Annotated in this window: 19 protein-coding genes and 1 tRNA gene; 12 read left to right on the top strand and 8 right to left on the bottom strand. The window is 37.6% G+C overall.

The features are described 5' to 3' along the window. Positions 1–51: 51 nt before the first annotated feature. A complete protein-coding gene (locus ABD000_RS08045) occupies positions 52–1,227 on the bottom strand; it encodes a hypothetical protein (RefSeq protein ID WP_343765762.1) in 1,176 nt (391 codons plus the stop codon). A 138-nt stretch (positions 1,228–1,365) separates the two neighbouring features. Next, positions 1,366–5,223 (bottom strand): hybrid sensor histidine kinase/response regulator transcription factor, encoded by a 3,858-nt coding sequence (locus tag ABD000_RS08050; RefSeq protein WP_343765765.1) that lies wholly within the window; start codon positions 5,221–5,223, stop codon positions 1,366–1,368. Between the two features lie 524 nt (positions 5,224–5,747). Here ABD000_RS08050 and ABD000_RS08055 point away from each other — a divergent pair. Continuing rightward, the gene (locus ABD000_RS08055) at positions 5,748–6,863 is read left to right on the top strand and encodes a helix-turn-helix domain-containing protein (protein ID WP_343765767.1); all 1,116 of its coding nucleotides are present in this window, start codon (positions 5,748–5,750) and stop codon (positions 6,861–6,863) included. Positions 6,864–7,348: 485 nt separating this feature from the next. Here ABD000_RS08055 and ABD000_RS08060 read toward each other — a convergent pair whose 3' ends face one another. Further along, positions 7,349–8,974: a serine hydrolase gene (locus ABD000_RS08060; protein WP_343765770.1), complete on the bottom strand. Its 1,626-nt coding sequence runs from the start codon at positions 8,972–8,974 to the stop codon at positions 7,349–7,351. 132 nt (positions 8,975–9,106) lie between these two features. Further along, the gene (locus ABD000_RS08065; RefSeq protein WP_343765773.1) at positions 9,107–9,646 is read right to left on the bottom strand and encodes a helix-turn-helix domain-containing protein; all 540 of its coding nucleotides are present in this window, start codon (positions 9,644–9,646) and stop codon (positions 9,107–9,109) included. A 332-nt stretch (positions 9,647–9,978) separates the two neighbouring features. Between ABD000_RS08065 and ABD000_RS08070 the strand changes: the two genes are divergently transcribed. The 8 genes from ABD000_RS08070 to ABD000_RS08105 all read left to right on the top strand — a co-directional run bounded on the left by ABD000_RS08070 (position 9,979) and on the right by ABD000_RS08105 (position 15,273). After that, entirely contained in the window at positions 9,979–11,076 is a 1,098-nt protein-coding gene (locus tag ABD000_RS08070) for a serine hydrolase domain-containing protein (protein WP_343765775.1), read from the top strand. 11 nt (positions 11,077–11,087) lie between these two features. Then, positions 11,088–11,414 carry a DUF6249 domain-containing protein gene (locus tag ABD000_RS08075; RefSeq protein WP_343765777.1) on the top strand — a complete coding sequence of 109 codons (327 nt, stop codon included), beginning with the start codon at positions 11,088–11,090 and terminating at the stop codon, positions 11,412–11,414. A 40-nt stretch (positions 11,415–11,454) separates the two neighbouring features. Then, the gene (locus ABD000_RS08080) at positions 11,455–11,982 is read left to right on the top strand and encodes an RNA polymerase sigma factor (RefSeq protein ID WP_343767287.1); all 528 of its coding nucleotides are present in this window, start codon (positions 11,455–11,457) and stop codon (positions 11,980–11,982) included. After that, on the top strand, positions 11,979–12,314 hold the full coding sequence (locus ABD000_RS08085) for a hypothetical protein (RefSeq protein WP_343765780.1): 336 nt from the start codon (positions 11,979–11,981) through the stop codon (positions 12,312–12,314). The genes ABD000_RS08080 and ABD000_RS08085 overlap by 4 nt, the downstream gene beginning before the upstream one ends. 231 nt (positions 12,315–12,545) lie before the next feature. Further along, positions 12,546–13,361, top strand: coding sequence for an AraC family transcriptional regulator (locus tag ABD000_RS08090; protein ID WP_343765783.1), 816 nt, complete (start codon positions 12,546–12,548; stop codon positions 13,359–13,361). A gap of 102 nt (positions 13,362–13,463) precedes the next feature. Next, complete coding sequence (locus tag ABD000_RS08095; protein ID WP_343765786.1) at positions 13,464–13,871, top strand: DUF1761 domain-containing protein; 408 nt, start codon at positions 13,464–13,466, stop codon at positions 13,869–13,871. 60 nt (positions 13,872–13,931) lie between these two features. Continuing rightward, positions 13,932–14,852 carry a TolB family protein gene (locus tag ABD000_RS08100; protein ID WP_343765789.1) on the top strand — a complete coding sequence of 307 codons (921 nt, stop codon included), beginning with the start codon at positions 13,932–13,934 and terminating at the stop codon, positions 14,850–14,852. 7 nt (positions 14,853–14,859) lie between these two features. After that, positions 14,860–15,273, top strand: a complete 414-nt coding sequence (locus ABD000_RS08105; RefSeq protein ID WP_343765792.1) for a DUF3052 domain-containing protein — start codon at positions 14,860–14,862, stop codon at positions 15,271–15,273. A gap of 101 nt (positions 15,274–15,374) precedes the next feature. Here the strand turns inward: ABD000_RS08105 and ABD000_RS08110 are convergent, their stop codons facing one another. The 4 genes from ABD000_RS08110 to ABD000_RS08125 form a co-directional block, all read right to left on the bottom strand. After that, entirely contained in the window at positions 15,375–18,263 is a 2,889-nt protein-coding gene (locus ABD000_RS08110) for a hypothetical protein (protein ID WP_343765795.1), read from the bottom strand. 92 nt (positions 18,264–18,355) lie between these two features. Next, positions 18,356–19,000, bottom strand: a complete 645-nt coding sequence (locus ABD000_RS08115) for a response regulator transcription factor (protein ID WP_343765799.1) — start codon at positions 18,998–19,000, stop codon at positions 18,356–18,358. Next, complete coding sequence (locus tag ABD000_RS08120; RefSeq protein WP_343765802.1) at positions 18,997–21,012, bottom strand: ATP-binding protein; 2,016 nt, start codon at positions 21,010–21,012, stop codon at positions 18,997–18,999. Before ABD000_RS08120 ends, ABD000_RS08115 begins: the two co-directional genes overlap by 4 nt. A gap of 631 nt (positions 21,013–21,643) precedes the next feature. After that, a tRNA-Leu gene (locus ABD000_RS08125) sits at positions 21,644–21,725 on the bottom strand. A gap of 166 nt (positions 21,726–21,891) precedes the next feature. On the opposite strand from ABD000_RS08125, the gene ABD000_RS08130 reads away from it, so the two are divergent. The 3 genes from ABD000_RS08130 to ABD000_RS08140 all read left to right on the top strand — a co-directional run bounded on the left by ABD000_RS08130 (position 21,892) and on the right by ABD000_RS08140 (position 26,370). Beyond that, positions 21,892–23,280 carry a dipeptidase gene (locus ABD000_RS08130; RefSeq protein ID WP_343765805.1) on the top strand — a complete coding sequence of 463 codons (1,389 nt, stop codon included), beginning with the start codon at positions 21,892–21,894 and terminating at the stop codon, positions 23,278–23,280. Between the two features lie 238 nt (positions 23,281–23,518). Continuing rightward, positions 23,519–23,890 carry a BlaI/MecI/CopY family transcriptional regulator gene (locus ABD000_RS08135; RefSeq protein WP_343765808.1) on the top strand — a complete coding sequence of 124 codons (372 nt, stop codon included), beginning with the start codon at positions 23,519–23,521 and terminating at the stop codon, positions 23,888–23,890. Further along, positions 23,887–26,370, top strand: a complete 2,484-nt coding sequence (locus ABD000_RS08140; RefSeq protein ID WP_343765810.1) for a M56 family metallopeptidase — start codon at positions 23,887–23,889, stop codon at positions 26,368–26,370. The genes ABD000_RS08135 and ABD000_RS08140 overlap by 4 nt, the downstream gene beginning before the upstream one ends. The last annotated feature ends 46 nt before the right edge of the window (positions 26,371–26,416 follow it).

Genomic DNA, 26,416 nt, shown 5'->3' on the forward strand with positions numbered 1-26,416 from the left:
GATGTTATTAATTAAATAGTATTGAACATTTTAGAGTGTTCATTAGATCTTTTAGTTGGGAAGCTCAAACTCCATCTTAACCAAATGATCATCTGTAGGTCCTGAAATAACCAGATACAAAAACCCTTCATTTTCATCAAAATAGACCCCTTGTATTGCTCCCTTGATTTCGCCTTCTCTAAATTGAGGGATCACGGTATAGGATTGGACATGTTCAAACGTGGATACGCTGTCCCCCGAAGAGAATCCAATATTGAATATATGGAGGTTATAACTTTCATGAAAGATCAACACATTTTGACCATTTACATAGTCCATGCCCTTGATGGGTGTCCCTAAAGGAGCTTCATAAAAAGCAAACTCATCGGTTGCCGTAAGATTATTGACAACGGTGACATCGTGATATAAAAAGGTTCCTTTTGAGTTACCAATTGAGCCCCTATAACTAATGAAGTCGTATCCGTTTTCATTTGTGACTGTATGTGCATTAATGGTTTGATCTAAAAACACATCAGAAAGGGCGGGTGGATGAAACGCAGGATTAGTGTTTTGATAGAGCCTGTTACGTGTCAAATTTGGGGTTTCTATTATTGAGCGCAGCGGTAAAACGTCGTCGATGATGGATATGCTTCTGGCATTTTCGGCTAGGCCGGTAACACTCTCAGTAAATGTGAGGTCTGCCTTCTTAAAGATTAAATAACGGTTCTCTTCAGAACTGGGGTTGGGAACAAACAATTCTCCTTCAAAGCCATCCAGGTTATTAAATTGATCAGCTCCTAAAAATGAAGTTATGTTCGTAGAAACCGAGTTATCCAATCTCAATGGGATTATCTGCTCAAAAAGAGAAGAACCACTTTCTACCTTATTAAGAATTACATTTCCCATATCTATTGTTCCTATATCTATTGTATTACTTCCATCATAAGAAAATGGCACATCGGTATATCCACCAACTTTATTGTTTTCATAGGTGTACGTGTAGGTATCGTTTGTTCTCAAATGAGTCGTTCCTAACTCTCCATAAACTACACTATATAACTCGCCATTTGGTCCAAAATACAGGGCATCAGTGACGCCCAGAGGCTCTTCAAACTCCCATAGACCCACTAAATTTGCCGAAAAATCCGGAATTTCGGGAGGTGGTGAAGTATCGTCGTCGTTATTACAGCTTATTAAGGTAACTGCCAATAACGCAACAAAGAATACTTTCATTTTACATGTTTTCATCTTCTCGAGTTTTTAAAATTTAACTTGTTCATCTATGGTGTAAAACCACGATACGAAGATGTGTAAGAAGGGGAAGATTAATTTGGAGAGATGTTCCAAATAATTGGATTATTGTTTCAATCCTTATAGATACTGGGCTTACAGAACCTTATTTTTAAATTCTGAAGCTGTTTGACCTGTAATTTTTTTGAATATTTTAGCAAAATATCCGGGATCTGAATACCCAACGGCGTAAGCTACCTCACTGATTGAAGTATCTTCTGCCCGAAGCAAATTCTTTGCTTTTTCAATACGTAAATGACTAATATACTCCGTAGCAGAAAGTTCTGTCAATGCCTTAATTTTTCGGTGTAACTGAGTACGACTCATTCCTAGCTCCTTGGCCAGCCGCTGGATGCTGAAGTCCCATTGCGGATCTAAACAAAATTCACTAATTTTTTCAATGAATTCAAGATCTCTAGCATTCACGCGCTCTTCAACAAGATTTTCTTCGGCATACAGCAATTTTCTTATATGTTCTGCGACACGTTTCTTCCGCGTAAGCAAACTATCAATAACGGCCAAAAGTTCTGTTTCGTCAAAAGGTTTTTCAAGAAAAGCCTCTACACCTTTCTCAAAGGCTTTTGACCGATCTTCAGCCCTTCCTAAACCGCTTACCATGATAAAGGGAATATGAGAGGTTTTCCAGTCATTTTTGAGTAATCTGCATAATTCATACCCATCCATTTTCGGCATTACAGCATCTGAAAGTATAAAATCAGGAAACGAACTCTGTACATGAGCAATGGCTTCTTCTCCATTATCTACGAGAATAAGATCATAAGCGTCATTCAAAAGGTCGCAATAATAGCGTACCATATCTGGATGATCCTCAACAATGAGCAATTTAAATCGTGCACCACTCTCCTTAGGTAAAGGTTCTGCGGTTGGAAATGATTTTCTAGGGGTAAGGGTTTCACTTGTTTCTACATTGTATTTATCAGCATTAGGTTGTAAAGGCAGTGTAATCATAAAACAACTTCCTTTTCCCACCTCACTTTCAACGTATATGTTTCCTCCCATAAGGTTGACCAATTCTTGAGTAAGTGACATCCCTATTCCACTACCCAGATTATTATCTGTGTCAAAGGTTTTATAATACCGATCAAATATTAGGCTTAGCTCATCTTTTGAAATGCCCACGCCACTATCCATTACACTCACCTTAAACTGTTTTTCCAGGATGGTGACGTCAACTTTTATGATTCCTCCTTTTGGTGTAAATTTTAGGGCATTGCTCAATAGATTGAAAAGAATCTTTTTGAAACTACTTGCGTCTATTTTGGTTACAACAGCAACTTTTGTATATGATGCCAATAGCTTTTTATCTTGACTTTCGGCGTAAGACCGAAACAGCGCAATGTGTTTCTTTATTTCTGCGATAAGATCTATGCTAGATTCTTTTAATTTAAATTGTTGAGCATCAATGGCTGCAAGATCCAACAGTTGATTAACCAGATTGAGAATATCATCTGTATTACGATCGATAGATCGAAGTAATTTCTCCTGTCTGGAGGTGTCCTTATTTTCTTCAAGCAATGAAGTATTCCCTTTAATGATGGTGAGGGGTGTTTTTATTTCATGAGAGATCTCAGCATATAATTTTGATTTTAATTCGTTTACTTTCTTTAAGTGAACCATTTGTAAACGCTGCTGCTCTCTTCTTTTTAAGAAGTGAAACGCTAACCAACACACTACTATACTACCCACAAAATAAAGTAGTATCAATGCATTATGAAGGTACCATGGCTTAAGAACATTAAAGCCAAAACTCAGGATCGAAGGGGTGTAGGAGGGATTCGTAGCTTTAAATGACACCACGTAATCTCCCGCTGGCAAATTCACTAAAGAGACCGAGGATTGGTTCCCTAAAGACACCCATTTTGAATAGAGTCCTTCTACTTTATAACTAAACGTCGTTTTTTCAGGAGTTCTATAGGTAAGAGCGCTAAGATTAAACGTTAGGTTTCCATAGGTATGTTTTAATTCAAAATTTGCGGGTGGTTCATGAAATCGCATGGTTTCACCTTTGCCAGAAGTGATTTCAACCGTCTCCACGAATAAATCGATTGCTGGATATTCAGGTGTTTTCATTAAGGTTGTAGGGATTTGAATAAGACCCTGTTCACTTCCCAGATAAAGCGTGTCATTGTGAAGTAATATTGAGCTCATCAAATAATCGTCGGTAGGCATCCCAACCGCTTCGGAATAATTGTAGAAACGACCAGAACCCGTATTCATCAAAAAAAGTCCTCCAGAAATGGTAGAAATCCAAATGTTATTATCTTCACCCGAAGCCAAGGCCATTATTTTTGGATCTGATAAGCCTTGGGCGCGACCCCAAAAATTAAATTGATCCAGAGTTCGATCATAAGAATGCAATCCCGCCTCTGTTCCTACCCACAAATTTTCCTGTTTATCTAGGACCAAAGCGGTAATTAGATTATTTTTCAATCCTTCACCTGAGCCCTGGTCAAAACGACGCGCTTTTTCGAACTTTTCATCTTTTACCTGGTATAAACCATCTAAGGTGGCGATCCAGAGGTCACCCGATGAATCCATTAATACGTCCAATACCACAATCTTTGACATAGGCGCAGTACCTAGTTCATTTATAAAAATGAAAGAATCACGCTCCTTATCCCAATATCCTAAATGGTAGTTGCCCCCTATCCATAGCCTGTCTACAGTATTTAACAAGGTCCAGGTCATACCGATTTCAGGTATTTTTTTGGAAAGAAATTGTTCATCAATCTCCTCTAAATCATCAGTAAGAATATGTATACTTTTGATACCATCTTCTTTTACCTGACTGGCAAAAAATGCATTATTATATTTGGTAACCGCTGTAATTCTTCCTTCCTCAAGAATAAACTCTTTATCAGTATCAGTCACCCTTAAGAGCCCGTTATCTGTGCCTAAAAGAAGATTATTATCGTCTTTCACCACATCCCTTACGATACCATCATAGACTACTGATGCTGGTAACTGGCCTCTATAGGTTCCACCTGCAGTATGTATATAAAGCCCTTTATTGGTACCTACGATCTGTCCTGCTTTGGGATCCCTAAGAAATTGAGTTACTACTGCATTTTGATGCATTTCGTCAAAGGATAACCATGTCTTATCAATCCCGGTAGATGGATGTATTGCCAAAATTCCTGAAGATGTAGTTAGTAAGTAGTCATCATTCTTACTTACACCAACAGCACTATTGTTCCAGGGAGTACCAGGCAGTTTTTCAGCATATGCAAAGCGCTTTTTGATCAGTAGTGAATCTTCATCCATTTCTATTTGGGTCAACTCATCTTTGACCATCCCAATCCATTGGTTCTGATTTAATTTAGCCGGAGAGGAAAGGTGTAACTCACTAATTCTTTTTATTTTATTTGAGGATTTATGTAGAAGATATACTCCGGAAGAAGCCATAAGAAGAAGCTCATTTTGAGTATACGAAAAGATATGTTCTATAGATACAGGAGCAATGGATGTAAAGTGAGATTTAGTCGTATCTGAAGCATAAAGACCTTGATTGGTAAGTAGCCATAGCCGATTGTCCTCAGCATGAATAAAATAAATAGCCTTTGGAGGTGAATCCTGCCAGGTAAAATCACTATTAAATGTAAATGTCCTTGGATCGAATCGCTGAAGCCCTCCACCCACGGTCCCAATCCAAAATTGATCCTTCTCATCTAAAGCAAGAGTCCTAACCCAATTCCCGATAAGCGAATTAGGTTGAACTGGATCATGATAAAAGTTCATAAAGTCTTTACCATCAAACCTGCTCAACCCATTTTGAGTGCCAATCCACAAAAATCCTCTTTGATCTAACTGCATGCAAGAAATCCAATTGGAAGGAAGACCGTCCTCTTTAGATAGAAAAGAAAACTCAGAGGAGGTTTGGCTACTACCCAAATGAGCAATAAAAAATATGGTTACGATAGACAAGAAACGCATATGTTTATTCTCTTAGCTATTCTAAATATAGTGAATAAGAACAGAGCGGTGGTAATGCCATGATAAATAACGTTGAATTAGATTTATATCATGCTATCAAAAAAAAAACAGGTTAGATTTTTTCTACTTTAGTAAAGAAGGGTAACCCTGTCATCACATTATAGTAAATTTTTAAAAATTAAGGTTGGCGGTAGAACGTCGTATTTTTCGCCTGAGTGGCAGGAGAAATAGTTTAGACTACTAAAAAAACTAAGTTTCACCGCACACTAGAGAGCACATTTTAAATTAATACATCACATTCTAGAAGGTGCGAATGTACACAGAACTACAAGTTCTTCAGGATTTATTAGATTTCTCAAGAGGTACGAATTATTTTTATCCATTGGTAGCCGGCTTAAATCAATAATTGTTTTCCGTGCACTTTCAGTTTATATTATGACCCTGGTAATGCTTATACATAAGTGTTCAACCTTTTTTTGATTAGGAAATTGAACTATTCCAAGACCTGAATAGATTATGGTTTTATGACGAATAATTTTAGCGTACTAGACTTATTTTTGGTTCTTGGGATCAGTCAAGGTATTTTTTTAGCAGTGGTGCTATTTTTTATACCCAACACCAACAAGAGTGCAAACAAAGTGCTTTCTCTATTGCTAGTTATCGCCGCTGTAATGCTCTTTGGGAGAATAGCTCTCTATAGGTATCAGGTGGAGTGGGTCTACAGACTGGCTCTTTTTGTAGATGCTATTCTTTATTTGATAGGCCCTATCATGTATATGTACCAACGAAAGCTATTATTCTCTGAAAAGACTAGCGCTACGCTACCTCTATATCATTTCATCCCTGCCACCATACACATCGCTTACACCACGTATATGTTGAAATATTCTATTGATGAATATTTTGAGCTGTATCAAAATGGAGCGTTACAATTAACCTTTTTTATAGTCGAATTTAGCGGACTTCTATCCTTGTTACTTTACACAATAGCTTGTTTTAAATTAAACCAAAAATACATTCGCGTGAAGAACGAATTGATTTCGTATGAAAGTAAGATTATAAAATTCAGTAGATTTATAACGGGATCTTTCGCAGCTCTACTCGTATTATGGGCAATAAGTTTTACAATATCCCAGGTTGCATTTCATCTGCCCTACTTCAACTATCAGATTATATGGATAGGTATATCCATTTTTATCTATACGATTGGGTTTTACAGTTTAAAACAACCTGAAGTATTTCAAGTCCCATTTGAATCTAAAGCAAAAACATCTGCGCGATTATCTCAGGAAAAAATTACGATTCTAACTAAGAGACTTGAATTTTATATCAATGAAGAACGTGTTTTTTTACAACCGGATTTGACGTTAAAAGATCTTGCAAGTGCTATTGATACAACGCCTAATGATTTATCCTGGTTATTAAACAACGTATTTCATAAAACCTTTTATGAATACGTCAATGAATTTAGGCTAGCAGAATTTCTAAAAAAAATCGAAAGCAATGAACATCATAAGAAGACCTTATTAGCCTTGGCATTTGATGTAGGTTTTAATAGTAAATCGACCTTCAATAAAGTTTTCAAGTCCTATCTTGGTCAAACCCCATCTTCGTATATAAAACGTCAATACGCTGTTTGACCTATCTGGTACTACTTTAATTTATTCATTTAAATAGAGTGCTCCAAGAAAGTTTCATCTTACTGGTTCAAGGTTGGATATGACAAATTAGAATGCTGAAATTGGATTTGGTGTCCAAGACTTTTTGAGGAAGCTATTTTTTGAAATTTAAGAGGGATGTGACTGAGTATTTTACGAAAGTTAGTTGTTCTTTTAATCAAGATAAATTAAAATTTGGCTTTTAAGTTACTGCTGTAGTAAAATAATACAGTTTAAAATATTACTTAAATCAGCCAGATTTGAAACTAAAATATAGCATTGGTTCTTATTATTTATTAAGTGCTGTACCATTATTCATGTTGAATAATTAAATTAGAATGAACCGATCTATCTCTAACAAAAATAAAATTATCCCACTCTTCTACTCAGATAAAACCAACTTCTTCTTAAATTTTGATTTACAACCGTTTAGGCACTTATAAATTAACGTAAGTGATAGGATTAAATTACTTAATTTTTTTAGCAATGATGACTCTTCCTTGGTCCAACGAGAGACTTACTATCTTATCGTTTTCTAAATTAAAGGTCAATAGGGCATCAATATCCTTAGCTATGAATTTATTCTTACCTATTGGCAGTAACTCTTTTTTATCATTTTTGATTTGTCCAATGAGTTTGTCATTTTCTATCAGGACATTGAAGTAAAAGGCAGGTTCCATTTCATATTTTCCCACATATTTCTTTAAATCTTTAAGCCTTACTTTTTTTGACCGAATACTTTTAATATCATTGTCAATACGTGTCCATTTTTTGATTTGATAAGTGTCATTTTCTATAAATTGGATTTGGCCATCTTTCCTTTCAACAGAGAAAGTAGCAAGTGTGTTTTGAACATAGAATGCATTCGGCGCATAAGGAACTAATTTGTTTTTTGTACGTCCTCTATCAAAAAACAATAAGGATTCATCCTCTAGGCGAATGATTTTTTCAACGCCGTATTCATTTCTATAAATCCCGTTTAACGATTCCAATTCCGCCATTGAAAGATTGATTTCTGACCAGTCATAAGGTTTCCCCATCGCCATTGCTGCAAGTTTAGTTGCCGTTAGATCTGCATTTTGTACGTCTTCAGAATTGGTCAAAATCACTATATAAATATCTTTTTCTGGCACATAAAGGGCATAGGATATGAAACCATTGATGCGTCCACTATGCTTTACAGCTTTTACGTCTTGTACATATCCAATTTCCCAACCAAATCCGTGAAGACCTCTTTTGCCAGATGTCAAGATGAAAGGGGAATACGCTTGTTTTAGAATTTCACCCGAAATTATTTCGTGGTTCTTTAAGGCTTTATTCCATCGGAACAAATCTTCAGCTGAAGACATTAAAGAGCCAGCTGAATAAGGAAGGCTCATATCTATGAATTCGGCATTCTTATAGTCTCCATCATTACCTTTATACCCTGAAACTCTATTTTGAACGATTTCTTGGGATTTATCATAACTTGTATTGTTAAGGTGGAAAGGCTTGAAAACGGTGCTTTTCAGATATTCCTCGTAACTCATTCCTGATACTTTTTCGATAATATATCCCAAAAGAACATATCCAGAACTTGAATAACTGTAGTTCGTTCCCGGTTCAAAATCCATCGGTTCGTTTTTGAATAAATCAATCAGTTCCAGCGTTGTTTTCCCTTGTTTCATAACATTTGTATCAAACAGAACCGTAGATACATAATCTTTGATTCCCGAAGTATGACTCAACAAATGTTCTACTGTTATGCTTTGTCCATTTGTAGGATAATCAGGTATGTATTTGGTAATCTTATCCTTAAGTGACAGCTTTTTTTCTTCATAAAGCTTTAAAATGGCAATTGCCGTAAACTGTTTGGACAGGGAAGCGATTCTGTAGATATTTTCATTACGCATCGAAACCTTCAGTTCGATATCTGCTTTTCCATAGGATTGATGATATAAAATAGAATCTCCTATTGAAATCAAAACTGTGCCTCCTGGACTTTGTTGATGTAATACCTCTGAAATGAGCTTTTGATAATTCTGTGAACTTAATTTTTGATGAAAAAAGAAAGCCAGTAGCACAAATGTAAGTGCTCGATAAAATCGTGTCATAATTTTGATTGATGTCTTGGTTAAAAGTTATTCATAAACTCGGAAAATAATTTCCGGGCTCAATAAACTTCTTTTTTATAGGAAAGGATTCCTCATAGGCCTGACAATTACCTGACATCTATATGACAAATTTTATAGTATATTGAAATTCAGATTAATGAATAGTTTTTTCTTTTTATCTAATGCTATGGTATTTCTGATAATAATGAAGGCGTTCATTACCAACATAAGCATAATCGCTAGTGGTACCATCTCGTGGTTTATGTTGGTGTACTTTCCCAATTGAGAGGCCATTAATATTGTTAAAGGCAACGCGCACGTCCAAAGGATTTGGAGGGTAATAATTTGTTTGGTTATAGGATTGAATGCATTTTTCCACCTTGTGATTGCCAACGGAATAAGAATACTGGCAAGTGGGACAAAAATTAAAAAAAGCGAGGACGTGTTTATTATTTTTAAAAGTGACCAATTCATTTCGTCTTGCTCGGTCTGACCTGGAATTAATACATCTTTACTGACACCCAATGCTTTTGACAATGCATTTAACGTGTGGCCTTTTAGTTCTTGGCCAGATTCTATCCGCTGAATCGTCCTAACCGATATGTTGGCTCTTTCAGCAAGTTCATCTTGGGTTAAGTTGAGTTTTTTTCTTTGTTTTAATAATTCCGACATGTTGTTAAATAATCCTATTTCTAAATTCCAGCCAAGTTGTTATATGTGTGACAAATATAAAATTATCTTGGATTTACAATTTTAATTACTAATATTTCAAATGAAATTGAAAGTAGAAATGGAGTACAATGTCCAAGACGATTGTAGTGAGGCTTTTTTCCAAGAATGTAGCTTTTCGCAAAATGGTTGGGAATGCGCTGAGTGACTTAGAAGTATTTTAAAAAAAGAACCTTTCAAAATAACGCACAATTATTTTGTAACCTTTTTCAAAGTCATCTTGTCCAATAAATGTGAATTCACAAAACACATTTTAATTTCAAAAATAAAACAAGATGAAAAAACTATCATACATACTATTGCTATTAATTAGCATAAACTTCTGCCAAAAAGGTAATGCTCAAAGTAAAAACATTAAAACTGTGAGCGGAAAAAAAGTGTCCATTTCACACCTTGAGTCTCGTATAGAACATATTATGGATTCTATTCAATTACCAGGACTATCCATTGCCATTATAAACGATGCTAGAATTGCTTATCATAATAAATTTGGTGTGAGTAACCTAAAAACCCAAGAGCCCGTAACTAAAGAAAGTATTTTTGAAGGGGCTTCATTATCAAAACCTTTGTTCGCCCATTTCGTAATGAAAATGGTGGAAAAGGGGAAATTCAACTTGGATGAACCTATCTATTATTTTCTAAAAGATATTTTCCCTGAAAACACTATTGCCGATGATTCTTTTGAAGCTTATAAAAAAATTACACCGAGAATAGTTTTATCCCACGGAACCGGAATTCCCAATTGGGCTAAGGGCAAACCAATAGAAATCGCGTTTGAACCTGGAACTGATTTTTCATATTCAGGCGAAGCATATCAGCATATGGGCGCCGCCCTTGGTACAAAATTAGGAATAGGCTGGGGAAGTCAATTAGACAGTCTCTTTCTTAAAGAAGTAGCTCATCCTTTGGGTATGCAACGCAGTTTTTACACGTGGAATGATGTTCTTGAAAAGCATACAGTAAAGGGCCATATGAATGGAAAAGTGAATATGGAAATGCACCGTGATAAAAAAGTGGGCCCAGGCTATAGCTTACGATCTGATGCTTATGATTACGCCCTATTTCTTATTGAAATGATGAAATCAAACAATTTATCACCAACCTTAAGAGATTTGATGCTTAAAGAGCATAACCATTTTAAACCAAATAATAAAATACATTTAGAAACTGGTCAAACAGGTTGGGGTCTAGGCTTTGCCCAGAAACCTACACCTAATGGGATGATGCACTTGCATACTGGAAACAATCATGATTTTCAAGCTTATGCAATGTTTGTTCCCGACCAAAAATATGGGTTCGTTATTTTTGGAAACTCAGATAACCTATTTCCTTTTTTAACAGAAATAGAAAAGCTAATTGAAGAACAATTTTAATAATTATCAAAATGGAAAAATTAGATGAGGTATTGAGCCTATTGTCTCTATCAGTGGGATTTGTCACCGTCGTGTTTATACTGGCAAAGTATCAGTATATGATAAAAAAAGCAATGATTGAGAAGGGTATTGACGTTACCCAATACTCAAAAAGAGTTAGTTACATAGATATTGGCTGTATTGTATTTGGTCTTGGAATCGGCTTTATCATCTCTTCAATTTTTACGGAAATGGATCTTACAGAAGACACATCAGATTTACTAGTTTTGGGAACGATTTCCGTGTTTGCAGGATTAAGTTTAGTTATTGCTCATTATTTGAGAAAACGTACCTCTTAATACGTTGGTCACATAATCTGAACGACATATTATAAACCAAATCAAGGAAGGTGATAGCGATGCATTTAAGCTTATGGTCGAAAAACATAAGGACGCTTCGCTTTCCTTGGCTATTTCAATTCTTAAAGACCAAGATTTGGCGGAAGATGTTTTGCAAGATATATTTATAACAGTGTTTCAGAAAATTGAAACTTTTAATTTCAAATCTAAATTTGCTACTTGGCTGTATCGTATTGCTGTAAATACAAGCTATAACCAACTTAAAAAAATTAAAAAAGGTGTTGACTTTAAAGACATTACAATAGTTCCTGAAAAATTAATTACAAATGAAGAGGTGCTAAAAGAAGAAAATCAAAAGCGGTTCATCAATTTAGCCTTGCTACGAATGAATGCGGACGAAGCTCTCACGTTACGAATATTTTATCTCTCAGAGATAAGTATTAAAGAGATAAGTAAAATAACAGGATTTAAGACATCAAAAATTAAGGTGTGTCTACATCGTGGCAGAAATAATCTAGATTTTCAATTACGACAATTATTGGGCAATGAGTTAAATGATTTATTATGAAAGAAGAAAAAGCGAAACAACTGATCTCAAAAAGCACTATTGAAACCTCTTCGGGTTTCACAGAAAGACTCATGTTAAAAATAGAGGCTCATAAAGCCAAATCAGAATATAATCCTACCATTTGGAATTTTCCTTTGGTTATCGGGGTTTTTGTTTTCATTACTAGCCTTTGCATAATTCTATTGAATAGTCATTTAGGCTATCTTCTTCAGGTATTACATCTAAAAAACATAGTATCCAGTAAACTCTCTATGTTAGTAATTTCCATTGCTTTTTTATTAGGTATCCATTATGTCATTCGCTTAAAAGAGCTCCAAAAGGAATTTCTATAATAATTGCTTCAGATAATCTGCAAACAATATTAACTTGTACTACAATTATTTAGATTCGGTTGTTTTGTAAATAAACAAAGACATTTTGATTTAACAACAGTTGGTTATGCCTATATACCGTATTAGCACTGATTTTTATTACCAATTAGTTTCACCGAATATGAGATACTCGCGAAACATGTTAACGTACTTAGTCAATACAATTCCCCTAATTTTATTATTTTAGAGGCAATGATTTTCAGCCAATACCGAACCCCTCTTCGGTTAGAGAAATATGTAGCCGACTTGCTCTATCACAAGGACTATTTTCCCGAACATAAAAAGGACAAATACCTTCCTGACGGTACCATCAACATCATCTTTGAACTTACCGATAATCCCAAATTCATCTACGATAATATGTCTGGAAAGATGATTCAAGAATGTAACGATGTTTGGTTTTCTGGTGTTTTGAAGGATTATATTACTATCAGTAGTCATCACGAAGAAATGATGATATTGGTCTTTAAACCCGGTGCGGGCTTCCCATTAATCCATAAGGACATTTCGACATTTACCAATCAAGTTGTATCTGCGGAAGAAATTTTTGGGGAATCTATTCTCAATCTGCTAAAAGAACTAAAACAGCCTACTACACCAGAGGAAAAATTTAAAGCGATTGAAAAATGGCTGGATAACCAACTCAAAGAAGATGATTTCTACCTTGAGGTCATCAGGTATGCGATTGAAGCCATTGAAAATTCACCTACACAGATTAATTTGAGTGAACTCTCAGAAAAATTGGGCTATTCCCAAAAACAGTTCATCAAGCTCTTTAAAAAGTATGTTGGGCTAACCCCAAAACAGTTCCATCGTATCGTTCGTTTTAATGAGATACTCGCCGCTGTCGAAAACAAGGAAACCATCTCTTGGACTATTGTTGCCGCTGACTGCGGTTATTTTGATCAGGCACATTTTATAAAAGACTTCCAATCATTCTCGGGCATCAACCCCAAGAAATACCTAAGCGACATCGAAGACTTCCCCAATTTTCTACCTGTAAAATAGGCGTTGATCTCCTTCAATGAAATCAAGAGGTAAATTTTTTACAATTTTTAAACCAGTACTTCCTATTTCTTTGTGGTGTATTAATCATCTAAATAAAAAATTATGGAAACAATGTATATCAACCATATCGCGGTGATTGTCTGCGCAGTCTTAAATTTAGCAGTCGGTGCACTGTGGTATAGCCCGGCACTTTTTTACAAGGCCTGGAAAAAAGAAAATGGTCTGACCGATGCTGATTTTGAAAATACCAATATGGGCAAGCTCTACGGTATCAGTTTCATTTTGGCACTCATAATGTCCTACAATATGGCGTTCTTTCTGGGCGATGCCAATACAGATTGGATATGGGGAATGTCAGCCGGCTTTTTTACGGGCTTCGGGTTTTGCGCGATGATATTTACGACCATCGCCTTGTTTGAGAAAAAATCGTGGAAGTACATTTTCATCAACAGCGGCTACATCATCGTTTACTTTACGTTAATAGGATTCGTATTGGGAATCTGGCGGTAGAAATAGATTTTAGACCGCTACGCTGTTAGAAATAAGACAAAAGACTTAAAATCACTTATTATGAAATTTATGAAAATTAGAGTTGGATATATACTAATCTTTATCATCACTTCGTGTAAAGCCCAACAAAAGATAGCCTACAATGTGTTAGAAGATGCTGCCACTCAAGATTACGAGATATATGTGATGGACGCCGACGGAAAGAATGCAAAGAACATTACCAACTCAAAATCGGTGGATTGGGTATATGATAGCTTTCGCGAAAAGATATACTTTCTCTCGGACCGTGGCGAATGCTTTAGATGCCTGTATCTCTATGAAATGGATGTCGAAGGAAACAATGTCAGAAAAATGTCTGACTTTAAATTGGCTGATAGTTGGCTGAGCAGCAGAAAGAATGGTACAGAGTTTATTGTCAAGCCTGTCGAAGCTAAAGACGGTAAATTTTACATTATCGACCTTCAAGGCGAAATCCTTGAAAAAGTAAAAGTGGATTTAGCATACGCCAATGACCCAACATTTTCGCCTGATGGAAAACGGATTGTCTTCCGCGGAAGCGATAAAATTTCACCAAGTGAACTCGGCTTTACAGACGCACTTTATGTGATGGATTTACAATCCAATGAAATGAAAAAGATAACCACACATCCCGATGAAGGTGCCGCTAAGCAATGGACAGGTTATTTGGCCGCTGCGCCCAGATGGCGTACTGATGGGAAGATTTCCTTCGCTTCAAAACGAGATAATAATTACGATATCTACCTCATCAATCCTAATGGTACGGAAATAGAATCCGTAACACCTTTAGAAAACAACCAGGTCTATCACCATTGGAATGAAAAGGGCGAACTTGTCTTTGAAGCTTCTATGAACAATCATTCAGGTTATGAACTCTATAAACGGACTGTTGAAGGAAATATAATTCAACTGACCAATGATAATGCAGAGCAATACGCACCTGTTTTTGTCAAATCAAAATAATGAAGTTATGAAAACCGCAGGGTATTCAAAAACACCACTCGCCAAAAAACTGGGCATCAAAGAAGGCTATGTAATGATGGTGGTCAACGAACCGGAACACTATATGAGCTTGTTCGGCGACTTTCCAGAGAATGTTGAAAGGAAGAAAAAACTGGATTCAGAGAGCTTTGACTTCATCCACGTTTTTGTCCAAAATCACGTGCAACTTCAACGCATCGTGCAAATGGTCAAACCAGCCTTGAAAAAAAGCGGTATCCTTTGGGTGAGCTGGCCAAAAGGGACATCTAAAATCCAATCTGAACTGAAACGCGAACCCATAAGAGAACACTTGCTCAAAACAGAACTGGTTGATATCAAAGTCTGCGCGGTAGATGAAGATTGGTCTGGGCTTAAGTTTATGTACCGAAAGGAAAACAGATAATCATTATTAGAAACTAAATAATTAAGGTAATTCCTAGAGCCGTTTACTTCTTATGTAATTTGAATCTTGAATTGTAATGGACTTTTAAAAGCAGGATTCTATCAATTCGCTAAAAAAGATACGCCAGAAAGGCTCACCCAATCTGCACTTCCATTGGAGTAATTGCTGTAGCGCATTTCGCCGTTGGGAAATATATCAACGCGTATTATACTACTGCCATTTCTGCATGAAAATAGCTGCCTTTTCGCTGGGCGATATCCTACCGGCAGTGTAAAAAGAACCTCTCCCTGCACAAAATTAGAAGAGGTACGTGCTACTAAACCCTCTAAATACACCCTATTTCTATCCTTATAGTATCTAGGTTGTTCATAAGCACCGCCATAGACAAAATACTCGGGACCAAAAGAAGTGATATTAATTGGATTTGCTGGAGATGTCCCGGTTCCATCACTGTAATTAAGATCAGCATACTCTTTGGTAATCAAAGCTTTGTCATCATTGATTTCTGAAAGATTAAAACTTGGCGCAGTGATTGTACCATTTTTTAAGATGATAAGTGCATCGCTTCTTGCACCGCTATTTGTTCCATTTCCTAACACAAAAAGACGATCTGTTGCAATGAAACTGGATGCATTCCCCCCTGAGAGCGTGCTGTTAATTCCTAAATTAATTTGAGCATATGAGGACGCCGCATTATTGGTCCCTATAGCTAATGATCCATTTCCTATTGCCTCATTAGTATTTCCCATGGAAATAGAATGGTCTCCTGTACTATTATTATCCTCTCCTATTGTCAACGCATAATTACCCTCAGAGGAATTTGATCGACCCAGAGCTATACTATATGAATTATCTGCAGTATTACTATTTCCTAACGCAAGACTATTTGATCCCGCTGCCTGATTGGCAAAGCCAATAGCCACGGCATGGTCTGATGTAGCAAAACTATCATTTCCTAATACCAAGGAATGAGTTCCTGATCCTATATTTCTAAAACCATTAACGATGGCATAGTCTCCCTTTGCGCCAAATGTATTCCCTGATCCTGTATTATTGGAAAAATCTATCGCATTTCTGCCTATATCCGCATAAGATTCAGGGTTGCGTCCTATAAGCCTCCACCCAATACCATTACCCTCGTCTATCGCCTCTAGTCCTGTAGCAGCAAAAGAAGCATTATTATTTGCATCAAAATATTCTTTCGTAATTAACGCTTTATCATCGGTGATTTCTGAAAGATCTAAACTTGGGGCGGTAATTGTGCCGTTTTTCAATACAACCAATGCATCGCTTCGCAGACTATTATTCACTCCATTTCCTAGTACAAAAAGACGATCTGTTGATATCCAACTAGTTGGGTTACCACTTGAAATCGTACTATTAATACCAATATTCATTTGCGCAAATGAAGATGCAGTATTACCTGTACCAATAGTAAGAGATCTATTTCCTGAAGCGGTATTGTCATTTCCTATAGAGAAACTAAATGTTCCTTCTGCATTGTTAGTTCTACCCATAGCGAAAGAATTGGATCCACTTGAAGTATTACTATTACCAATAGCAAAAGTACTTGTACCATCTGCAGTATTATTATTACCTAGCGCGATATTGTAAGAATTACTGGCAGTATTCCCTATGCCGGCTGCAAAACTTGCGAATCCAGAAGCAGTATTCTCGTTACCTTGCGCATAACTATAAGATGCGCTAGCATTATTACCTCTTCCTAGAGCAATTGAGTAGGATCCTGAGGCTATATTTGGACCCCCACTAACAAATGAATGACTTCCTAAAGCACCATACAAATTCGTTGAGCCTACAACATGAGAGAGATCAATGGCAAGAAATCCTATATCTCCGTAACTTTCAGGATTTTTACCTGCAAGCCGCCACCCTATTCCGTTGCCTTCATCAATGGCTTCTAGCCCTGTAGCTAGGGAAGCATTATTATTGGCGTCAAAATATTCTTTCGTGATTAAGGCTTTATCATCGCTGATTTCTGCAACATCAAAACTTGGGGCGGTGATTGTGCCGTTCTTTAATACCACTAATGCGTCGCTTCGATTAGATTCATTCAATCCATTTCCTAACGCAAAAAGACGATCTGTGGACACCCAACTAGTTGGATTACCACTAGAAAGTGTACTAAACCTACCCAAATTCATTTGAGCAAAAGATGAAGCTGTATTATATGAACCAATGGTAAACGATCTATCCCCTGATGCGGTATTATCATTTCCTATAGAAAAACTAAATGTTCCATCGGCATTATTAGTTCTACCTATTGTGAAAGAATTTGATCCACTTGAAGTATTACTATTACCAATAGCAAAAGTACTTGTGCCCTCTGCAGTGTTGTTATTACCTAACGCGATATTATATGTATTACTAGCAGTATTCCCTAAGCCGGCTGCAAAACTTGCGAATCCACTAGCAGAGTTTTCAGTGCCTTGAGCATTGCTATAAGATCCGCTAGCAGTATTTAATCGTCCTAGGGCAATTGAACTTAATCCTGAAGCTTTATTTTGACTCCCAACAGCAAATGAATAATTACCTAAAGCACCATACAAATTTGTTGAGCCCTCAGCATGAGAGAGATCTACTGCAAGAGCTCCTATATTTCCGTAACTTTCAGGATTTTTCTCTGCAAGTCGATATCCTATCCCGTTGCCTTCATTAATAGCTCTTAAGGAACCTTTATAAACGGATTGCCAACTTGCCGCAGTATGATCCCAAAAATAAAAGCCTTTTTCATGCGATCCATTACCGGTCATATAGACCATCATACCATCCTGATCTTCTGTAGGGTTTGTCTCAGGAGCATTATCCATTTTAGGGATAAGAATTCCATCCAGGTGTGATGGCGCGGCTGTATTTGAGGATTGAATATCTAATAAAGCTTTAGGATCTGTGGTATTGATACCCACCTGAGCAATCAGGTGGGTGGCTAAGGGGCAAAAAAGGATCACAACAAACATCAATAAGGTTCTCATCACCACTTGGTTTAATTTATACACCAAATGTAATCACCTAATTTACAGGATGAAATGAGTAGTGACGAGGAATTATGAGTAGGACTACCTAGTTAAAATTTGTTGATCAAAATTTTATGCTCTTTTGCCCAAAGGGTAAGCGCATCAGTCTTTGAAGGTAATTCAAGCTTGCTAATGATATTTGCCCGGTGATTGTCGATAGTTCTAACAGAAAGGCTTAGCAAGTCGGCAATGCTCTTAGAGGTATGCCCTTGAGAGATAAGACGTACCACCGTACGTTCTGAAGGGGTTAAGTAGGTGATTCGCTGGAGCTCTGGTGCTATTTCTGTATTAAAGACCGTATCAAATATTTCACTGTAGTAAACTCCGCCGCGTAACACCTGTTGAATACACGTATGAATTACACTTAAGGGTTCTTCTTTAAGCACATATCCAGAGATCGCAAGCTCTTTGGTCTCCAGAATCAAGCCTTTTTCTTTATGTGAAGTGAGCAGAATAAATTTTGTAGGGAGGTTTTTCTCTTTGCACTTTTGGACTACTTCAATACCAGAAAGATAAGGCATCTCTACATCAAGAATGGCTATGGTAGGTTGGAGCGAAGCGATCATATGCAAAGCCTTTGCACCATCCTCACAAGACGCCACAATGGTATAATTAAGTTTGCTCAATGCATCTTCTAAACCAGAAAGTAGCAAGGGGTGATCGTCTGCCAGTAATATCGTCGCTGTTGAATTCATTTGAGGATGTGCGCTTCAATTAATGTTCCTTTCTCCTGATTAGAAACAATAGAAAATTTACCCCTAAGCAGTTTAATGCGTTCCTGCATTGTTTTAAGACCAAGGCTTTTACGTTGGTTTTTTTCTGTGAACTCAAAGCCCTTTCCATTATCCTTTATCATAGCATGTAGTGCATTGCCGTAAACTTTTATTTCTACGATCAGGGTTTCTGCATTAGCATGTTTTATCACATTGGTTAAGCTTTCTTGTATAAACCGGTAAAAATTGAGGGTTTCATCTTCAGTAAAAAAATCATCCATATCATCAAGTTGGTGAGATACGAACAAATTGGTTTTTTCATCTATGTCTAACAACAGGTATTCTATGCTTTTGGTTAATCCTAGTTTTTTGAGTAATGACGGAAATAATCCCCTAGAGATTTCACGCACCTCATCCAACGTTTCAGATGTCATTACGGCTAGTTCTTGTTGATCTTCACGTTCGGCTTTACGGTGAATCATGGAGAGCCTTTGACCCACGCTGTCATGAAGATCTTTTGCCACACGGTTACGCTCATTTTCTTGTGCAAGAATCAATCTTCTTGAAAAATCTGCTTGTTGGCTTTGTTCTTTTCTAGCTGCTTTTCTTGCTCGAAAAAGCAAGATAAATCCAAACAAAGAAACTAATGTTATTCCACCTATCGTAAACCACTGGGTCTTTATGCTGTCTTCCTTTTCAAGTAACTCTAAGGTATTCTCTTGCAGCTCAATGGTGCGATCTTTACGTTCTGTCTCATATAAGGTTTGATAATAGCTCAATGCATTGAGATTTTTGACACTATTAATGGAGTCACTCAGTGCAATATAATTTTTCAAATGCTTTGCCTCTTGCTTAGGCATTCCCAGTTTAGCGTATACCTGAGAAAGAAATTTTTCAGAAGACATGACATCTTCAGCCTGTACTTGACTTTTGTTGTTGGTTAAGGTTTCAATGGCTAAGTCTAAGGCCTTTTCGTAATCTTTAGTGGCGAAGGCATATTTCTTCAAGGCAGATTTATAGTACCATTGGTTTTGATCTGTTTGAATCAATTTGGGGTTTTCTTGCAGGTAATCCAACCATTCTGAAGCTTTCTCTAAACTATCTGCCTTTACGTATTTTTCAATGAGCGAACTTATATAACCGGCACTATAACTATCTGCGTAATCGGTTTTCTGGATATAGCTAATAGATTTAAGTTGTTCTTTGATGCTTTCCTGTACCCTATCTTGTTTGCTCAAATCTGTAGCCCTGTTAGCATACAGTGAAGAAAGAAATCCGTATTCCTTTTGTTTAATGGCGATAGGGATCATTCCCTTACGCATTTTTTCAGCCTCTGTAAAAAAATCGTTCTGACTGTAGAGGACAGAGAGCGCATTTCTTGCAGATAATACATAAAATGTGTCCTGTTCCTTCGTAAATATGTCATCTGCTTTTTTAAGCAGTTGCGAGGCCGCGGCGTACTTTCCTTTAGAAGAATATATTTGTCCTTTATACAGATTCGCATAGCCAATAAGCTTTTGGTTTTTTGAGACCTTTGCGTACCTCGTGGCCGAGTCCAGCAGTGGTATTGCATTTTTGTAGTCCCCTTGATATTGATATACATTTGAGGTATTTAAATAGAATCTAGTGCGATCATCGTCTGGCATTTTGGGTGCTAGTGGGAGGTATTTTTTATATATAGTTACGGCAGAGTCAGGATTATTTTTATAACCATCCAAATAATAAATCAACTCGCTAATTACATTGGTGGCCGTTTCCATGTCCTCCAGTTCTAAAGCCAAATCTACGGTTTGCCAAGCGATGGTATCATAACCAGCGTAAGCATCAAACTGGATGATAAGGGAGAGACTATCTAAGAGCGCCAGTTTTTCTTTTCCTTGAGCATTCAAAATTGCTTCTCTTAGCGTATTAACATTATCTTTCTCTTGTCCAACCGATACCAAAGAAATAAATAAGAATAAGAAAGCGGACAACTTGACCTTTGTACTACTCATAGTCCAAAAGTACTAAATGAGAATGAACCGGTTATGGGTAGTAGTACCTAAGACACAATAAACGAAAATGTGATTATGGACAAGTTAGGGCTGAAGTATATATCGCAAATTCCAAAAACAAAAACACCTTCAGCGATTAACCGAAGCTTGTCGAACTAGCCTGCACTGAGCCTGCCGAAGTGTACAGGTGCTTCGGCTTCGCTCAGCATAAACTCCGAGACTTCCCGCATCAAGTGCGGGACAGGCTTCTCGTCTCTCCTTAATAAATGATTCAAAGAAAATATTAGTTCAACAAAAAAGCCTCTCGCAAAACGAGAAGCTCTTCATTCAGTACAGGTGCTTCGGCTTCGCTCAGCATAAACTCCGAGACTTCCCGCATCAAGTGCGGGACAGGCTTCTCGTCTCTCCTTAATCCAGCGATTCAAAGAAAATATTGGTTCAACAAAAAAGCCTCTCGCAAAACGAGAAGCTCTTCATTTAGTACAGGTGCTTCGGCTTCGCTCAGCATAAACTCCGAGACTTCCCGCATCAAGTGCGGGACAGGCTTCTCGTCTCTCCTTAATCCAGCGATTCAAAGAAAATATTGGTTCAACAAAAAAGCCTCTCGCAAAACGAGAAGCTCTTCATTTAGTACAGGCGGAGAGACTCGAACTCTCACACCTTGCGGCACTAGATCCTAAGTCTAGCGTGTCTACCAATTCCACCACGCCTGCATTTACTTAAATAATACTACAAAATTAGTTCTCCAAAACTTTAGCGAAGGAGAGCCACGCTTGCATATCCAAAAATAATTTCGGAGTGCAAATATACATAACTTCTGTAAATCCCAAATAAAAAACATCCATTTGTTATCTTTACGATTCATAATATCATTACTTCATGAAAGACATCGCTACATACCTTAATGAACATAAACAACGCTTTATTGATGAGCTCATCGAACTCCTTAAAATTCCGTCCATAAGCGCAGATCCTGCCTATAAAGGTGATGTCATTAAAACAGCCCAGGCCGTCGCAGATCAGCTTAAAAAAGCCGGATGCGATCACGTAGAGCTATGTGAAACAAAAGGATACCCCATCATTTATGGAGAGAAAATGATCGATCCTAATCTTCCTACAATTTTGGTATATGGCCACTATGACGTGCAACCACCAGATCCTGTGGAGCTTTGGGACAGTCCGCCGTTTGAACCAGTCATAAAATCCACAAAATTACATCCAGATGGAGCCATCTTTGCGCGCGGTACCTGTGATGATAAAGGCCAAATGTATATGCACGTGAAAGCACTGGAATACATGACCTCACAAGGAGAATTGCCCTGTAACGTAAAATTCATGATTGAAGGTGAAGAAGAAGTAGGAAGCGTTAGTTTAGAGACCTTTGTCAAAGAGAACCGCGAAAAACTTAAAAATGATGTTATTCTTATTAGTGATACTGGTATGATCGCTAAAGATGTGCCTAGCATCACCACAGGATTACGCGGACTAAGCTATGTAGAAGTTGAAGTCACCGGCCCCAACCGCGATCTCCATAGCGGACTCTACGGTGGCGCCGTTGCCAATCCCATCAACATACTAGCAAAAATGATTGCTTCACTGCATGATGAAAATAATCACATTACCATCCCCGGGTTTTACGATGACGTTGAGGAACTTAGTATAGAAGAGCGCAATAAAATGGCCGAGGCACCTTTTGATCTTCAGGAATATAAAGACGCACTGGATATTGATGCGGTGTATGGTGAAAAAGGCTACACCACCAATGAACGACACGCCATCAGACCCACCTTAGATGTTAATGGGATTTGGGGTGGCTACACCGGTGAAGGTGCTAAAACCGTCATCGCCAGTAAAGCCTACGCAAAGATCAGCATGCGCTTAGTACCGGACCAAGATTGGAAAAAAATCACCACCCTGTTTAAAGATCATTTTGAAGCCATCGCACCGGATGCGGTGAGCGTAAAGGTTACTCCGCACCACGGTGGTCAAGCCTACGTGACGCCTATAGATCATATTGGATATCAAGCCGCCGAAAAGGCCTACGAACAAACCTTTAACAAAAAACCGGTGCCGCAACGTGGAGGCGGAAGCATTCCTATTGTGGCGCTTTTTGAAAAAGAACTGGAAAGCAAAACCATTTTGATGGGCTTTGGGCTGGATAGCGATGCCATTCACTCACCAAACGAACATTTTGGCATTTGGAATTACCTTAAAGGTATTGAAACTATTCCCTATTTCTATAAATACTTCACAGCATTAAGTACATAAAAAAATTGGTGGTGAAGCTCCTGTTGTGAGCCTGTCGAGAGATACCAAAGCCACTTTCGTTTCAATTTGTTGCCAAATGTTATGGGGCTTACTACTCCCTCATGTTTAAGTCTTCATTTGTAATGATTTTTTAAACGTCGAAAACGTACCTGAGCAGATCTATTTCAAAAAAATTTCGCTCTACGTTTGTAGAATTAAAATATTATTCTACATTTGTAGAGCAATTAATTTTGAAGCTATGTCACTTTCCCCTGCCGAAGAACAACTCATGCAACTCCTCTGGAAAAAGAAAAAAGCCTTTATGAAGGAGCTGTTAGACATGTTTCCGGCACCTAAGCCTGCCTCTACAACCGTGGCGACATTGCTTAAGCGCATGCAGGATAAAGAATTTGTAGGTTATACGCAGGTAGGACGTGCACGGCAGTATTTCCCATTAGTAAAAAAAACCGACTACTTTTCTAACCACGTTAACGGACTCATTAAACATTTCTTTAATGATTCAGCAGGTCAATTTGCTTCCTTCTTTACCCAAGAAACCAATTTGAGTGAAAAAGAATTAGAGCACCTTAAAACTATCATTGATCAACAACTTAAAAACAAAAGATCATGATCGCTCCCTACCTCATCAAAAGCATATTATGCCTGCTCTTTTTAGTAGCATTTTATAAAGTGGCACTGGAAAATACGCCGCTGCATAAGTTTAAACGATTCTTTTTACTCGCTAGCTTAGTATTTTCATTTACGATTCCGCTGATTACCATCACGTATACAAGTAATGAAGTCCTGTTAGCTAAGGAGATTACGGCTAGTACCACGTATGAAATCCCTTCTTCTGGACTAACAGATAACCCAAAAGATCCTGAAAAAACCCTTTTCCCATTAGAACATATGCTTTGGAGCATCTACGGACTGGGAGTAGTGTTTTTCGGAATACGATTTGCACGAAATCTCTATCAGATTCGCCAAAAGATTAACACCGGCTACACTGTTAAAGAGCATCATTATGCATTATCACTTTTGCCAAAAGCTGTCGTTCCGCATTCTTTTTTATCCTGGATCTTTCTTTCGCGTAAATCCTACGAAGAAAATGCTATTCCGCCAGAAGTAATTGCGCATGAGGCAGCACACGTTCGCCAGTTGCACTCCCTGGACATACTCTTTGTGGAATTACTCACCGTACTCTTTTGGTTTAATCCTATGGTATGGATTGCAACGTCTTCGGTTAAACTAAACCACGAATTTCTAGCAGATCAGGAAGCGTTAAAAACAGCCTCCAATTCTCATACCTATCAACACCTGCTTTTATGTCATGCAAGCGGTCCTCATCAGACCGGACTTGAAAGTCCACTTAATTATTCATCCCTTAAAAAACGAATCCTTATGTTATCCCACTCTTTTTCCCGTCAAAAGCTGATCGTTCGAGTAAGCTTTTTAATCCCCATTATCGCACTATGCGTTTATCTTTTTAACGAAAAAATAGTCGCTCAACCAAGCGCGTACGATGTATCAAACGCGCATATTCTTACTGCCCGAAGTATTAATCTAAAAATTTTAGATGATACCTTTTATCAGGTAGATAATGTCATTGTTAAAAAAGATAATCTGGCTAATTTTATCGCTTCTCTTCATACAGATATTACTAAACAGGATCGCGATAAAATCATGAACATTCATGTTACATCCAACAAAGAGAAAACGTATGATGATTTAGTCTACATTCAACACGTGTTTTCTAACTACGGTTATCATCGAATCGTCACGCCAGACGAAGAAATTATACGATCTAAGGGTAATCATTCTGAAATCCCTAGTAAGCTTGAAAAAAATTCAATACAGGATAAACTCATCAAAATCAACATAGAAAACGAAACCATTTACCTTAATGGAGAAAAAGTTGCCTTTAAAAAGTTTGTCAAAAAAGTTGATGCGCTAACCAAAAACTGGTCGGCAGCCGATTTTGAAAACTTCTCGTTTCGCGTCAATACCAAAAATGCCGACAGGGATTTTCTCAATCGCCTTGAAGCTGAATTTGAAAAAACCCAACTCTATAAAAAATCAGGCCGGTCTATGCTTCCCCCTCCACCGCCTCCTGCACCGGCAGCTCCGGCGCCGATTAAAAATAATTCTGGTTATACGCCACCACCTCCACCGCCGCCCGTTTCACCAATTAAATCCAAAAAAGGGAATAATGATAAGGCTTCACCAGAAGAAGTGAAGTTTTATAATACGCTGGCAAAAGATTTAACAGTGAATCCTGATATCGTAATAAGACAGAGCGTTTATGAGGGCTTTAAAGATGTGTATAGTCGCATGACACCTCAACAAAAGAAAAGTGCAGAACCTTATCCAAAGCATAAAATTATATTTGCCTCAACCCAGAATAATAAATTCTTACCTCCCCCACCACCACCTCCTGTTCCGTTAAAAGGTTCAACCAACATTGCAGAGAAGCGTTACGAATCGAATCGAAAAATTTCTGGAACAGTAACTATTGATGGCGCAACCTACACCTCAACGTCAAACCTTAATGGTCAAGTAACCTACTACAATGAGGATGGAAGTCCCTTAGGTGCTCAAGAAGAACGCAAAGTAAAAGAACAGGTGGAAGCACTTAAGGAAAAAAGAGCACGACTTTTTAAAAAAAGAGATTCCATACGGGAAGAAGCGGAAGCTAAGCGAGAAGAATTAATGGAACAGAGAGAAGAAGCACGTGAAGAAAAAAAAGCTCAGCGAGAAGAATTAAAAGAAAGAAAAGAAGTCATCATGGCACAGCGAGAGGCTAGAAGAACACAAATAATGGCACAACGCGAACAACAGACCACAACGATGACAAAACGACGTCAAATCATTCGAGAAAGAGATGATGGTGTTAGCTTTCCGCTACCACCTGTCCCTCCAGAGCCATTGGACCTTATCGTTAGTATGGCCAAACAAAATGCAGTCTTTTTTTACAATGATAAATCAATCACCTCTGATAAGGCGATTGACCTCATCAAAAATAACGAGAGCCTTAACATACATGTTAAAGAATTTGCCAAGAGTAATCCCGTGGTGAATCTTTCAACTAAAGCGTTTAACTTAGAGGATTAAGGGAGTAGATGCTTTTATTGTAGTTAGTAAGTAAATCGTTAATAAG

The organism is Gangjinia marincola (genome assembly GCF_039523415.1).
Lineage (GTDB): Bacteria > Bacteroidota > Bacteroidia > Flavobacteriales > Flavobacteriaceae > Gangjinia > Gangjinia marincola.

Bases quoted from the DNA above. Each gene is read 5' to 3' on its own strand.
- ABD000_RS08095 (WP_343765786.1), top strand. From the start codon at position 13,464: ATGGAAACAATGTATATCAACCATATCGCGGTGATTGTCTGCGCAGTC.
- ABD000_RS08085 (WP_343765780.1), top strand. From the start codon at position 11,979: ATGAAAGAAGAAAAAGCGAAACAACTGATCTCAAAAAGCACTATTGAA.
- ABD000_RS08090 (WP_343765783.1), top strand. From the start codon at position 12,546: ATGATTTTCAGCCAATACCGAACCCCTCTTCGGTTAGAGAAATATGTA.
- ABD000_RS08110 (WP_343765795.1), bottom strand. From the start codon at position 18,263: ATGAGAACCTTATTGATGTTTGTTGTGATCCTTTTTTGCCCCTTAGCC.
- ABD000_RS08105 (WP_343765792.1), top strand. From the start codon at position 14,860: ATGAAAACCGCAGGGTATTCAAAAACACCACTCGCCAAAAAACTGGGC.
- ABD000_RS08115 (WP_343765799.1), bottom strand. From the start codon at position 19,000: ATGAATTCAACAGCGACGATATTACTGGCAGACGATCACCCCTTGCTA.
- ABD000_RS08065 (WP_343765773.1), bottom strand. From the start codon at position 9,646: ATGTCGGAATTATTAAAACAAAGAAAAAAACTCAACTTAACCCAAGAT.
- ABD000_RS08140 (WP_343765810.1), top strand. From the start codon at position 23,887: ATGATCGCTCCCTACCTCATCAAAAGCATATTATGCCTGCTCTTTTTA.
- ABD000_RS08055 (WP_343765767.1), top strand. From the start codon at position 5,748: ATGACGAATAATTTTAGCGTACTAGACTTATTTTTGGTTCTTGGGATC.
- ABD000_RS08050 (WP_343765765.1), bottom strand. From the start codon at position 5,223: ATGCGTTTCTTGTCTATCGTAACCATATTTTTTATTGCTCATTTGGGT.
- ABD000_RS08045 (WP_343765762.1), bottom strand. From the start codon at position 1,227: ATGAAAACATGTAAAATGAAAGTATTCTTTGTTGCGTTATTGGCAGTT.
- ABD000_RS08100 (WP_343765789.1), top strand. From the start codon at position 13,932: ATGAAATTTATGAAAATTAGAGTTGGATATATACTAATCTTTATCATC.
- ABD000_RS08130 (WP_343765805.1), top strand. From the start codon at position 21,892: ATGAAAGACATCGCTACATACCTTAATGAACATAAACAACGCTTTATT.
- ABD000_RS08075 (WP_343765777.1), top strand. From the start codon at position 11,088: ATGGAAAAATTAGATGAGGTATTGAGCCTATTGTCTCTATCAGTGGGA.
- ABD000_RS08060 (WP_343765770.1), bottom strand. From the start codon at position 8,974: ATGACACGATTTTATCGAGCACTTACATTTGTGCTACTGGCTTTCTTT.
- ABD000_RS08135 (WP_343765808.1), top strand. From the start codon at position 23,519: ATGTCACTTTCCCCTGCCGAAGAACAACTCATGCAACTCCTCTGGAAA.
- ABD000_RS08120 (WP_343765802.1), bottom strand. From the start codon at position 21,012: ATGAGTAGTACAAAGGTCAAGTTGTCCGCTTTCTTATTCTTATTTATT.
- ABD000_RS08070 (WP_343765775.1), top strand. From the start codon at position 9,979: ATGAAAAAACTATCATACATACTATTGCTATTAATTAGCATAAACTTC.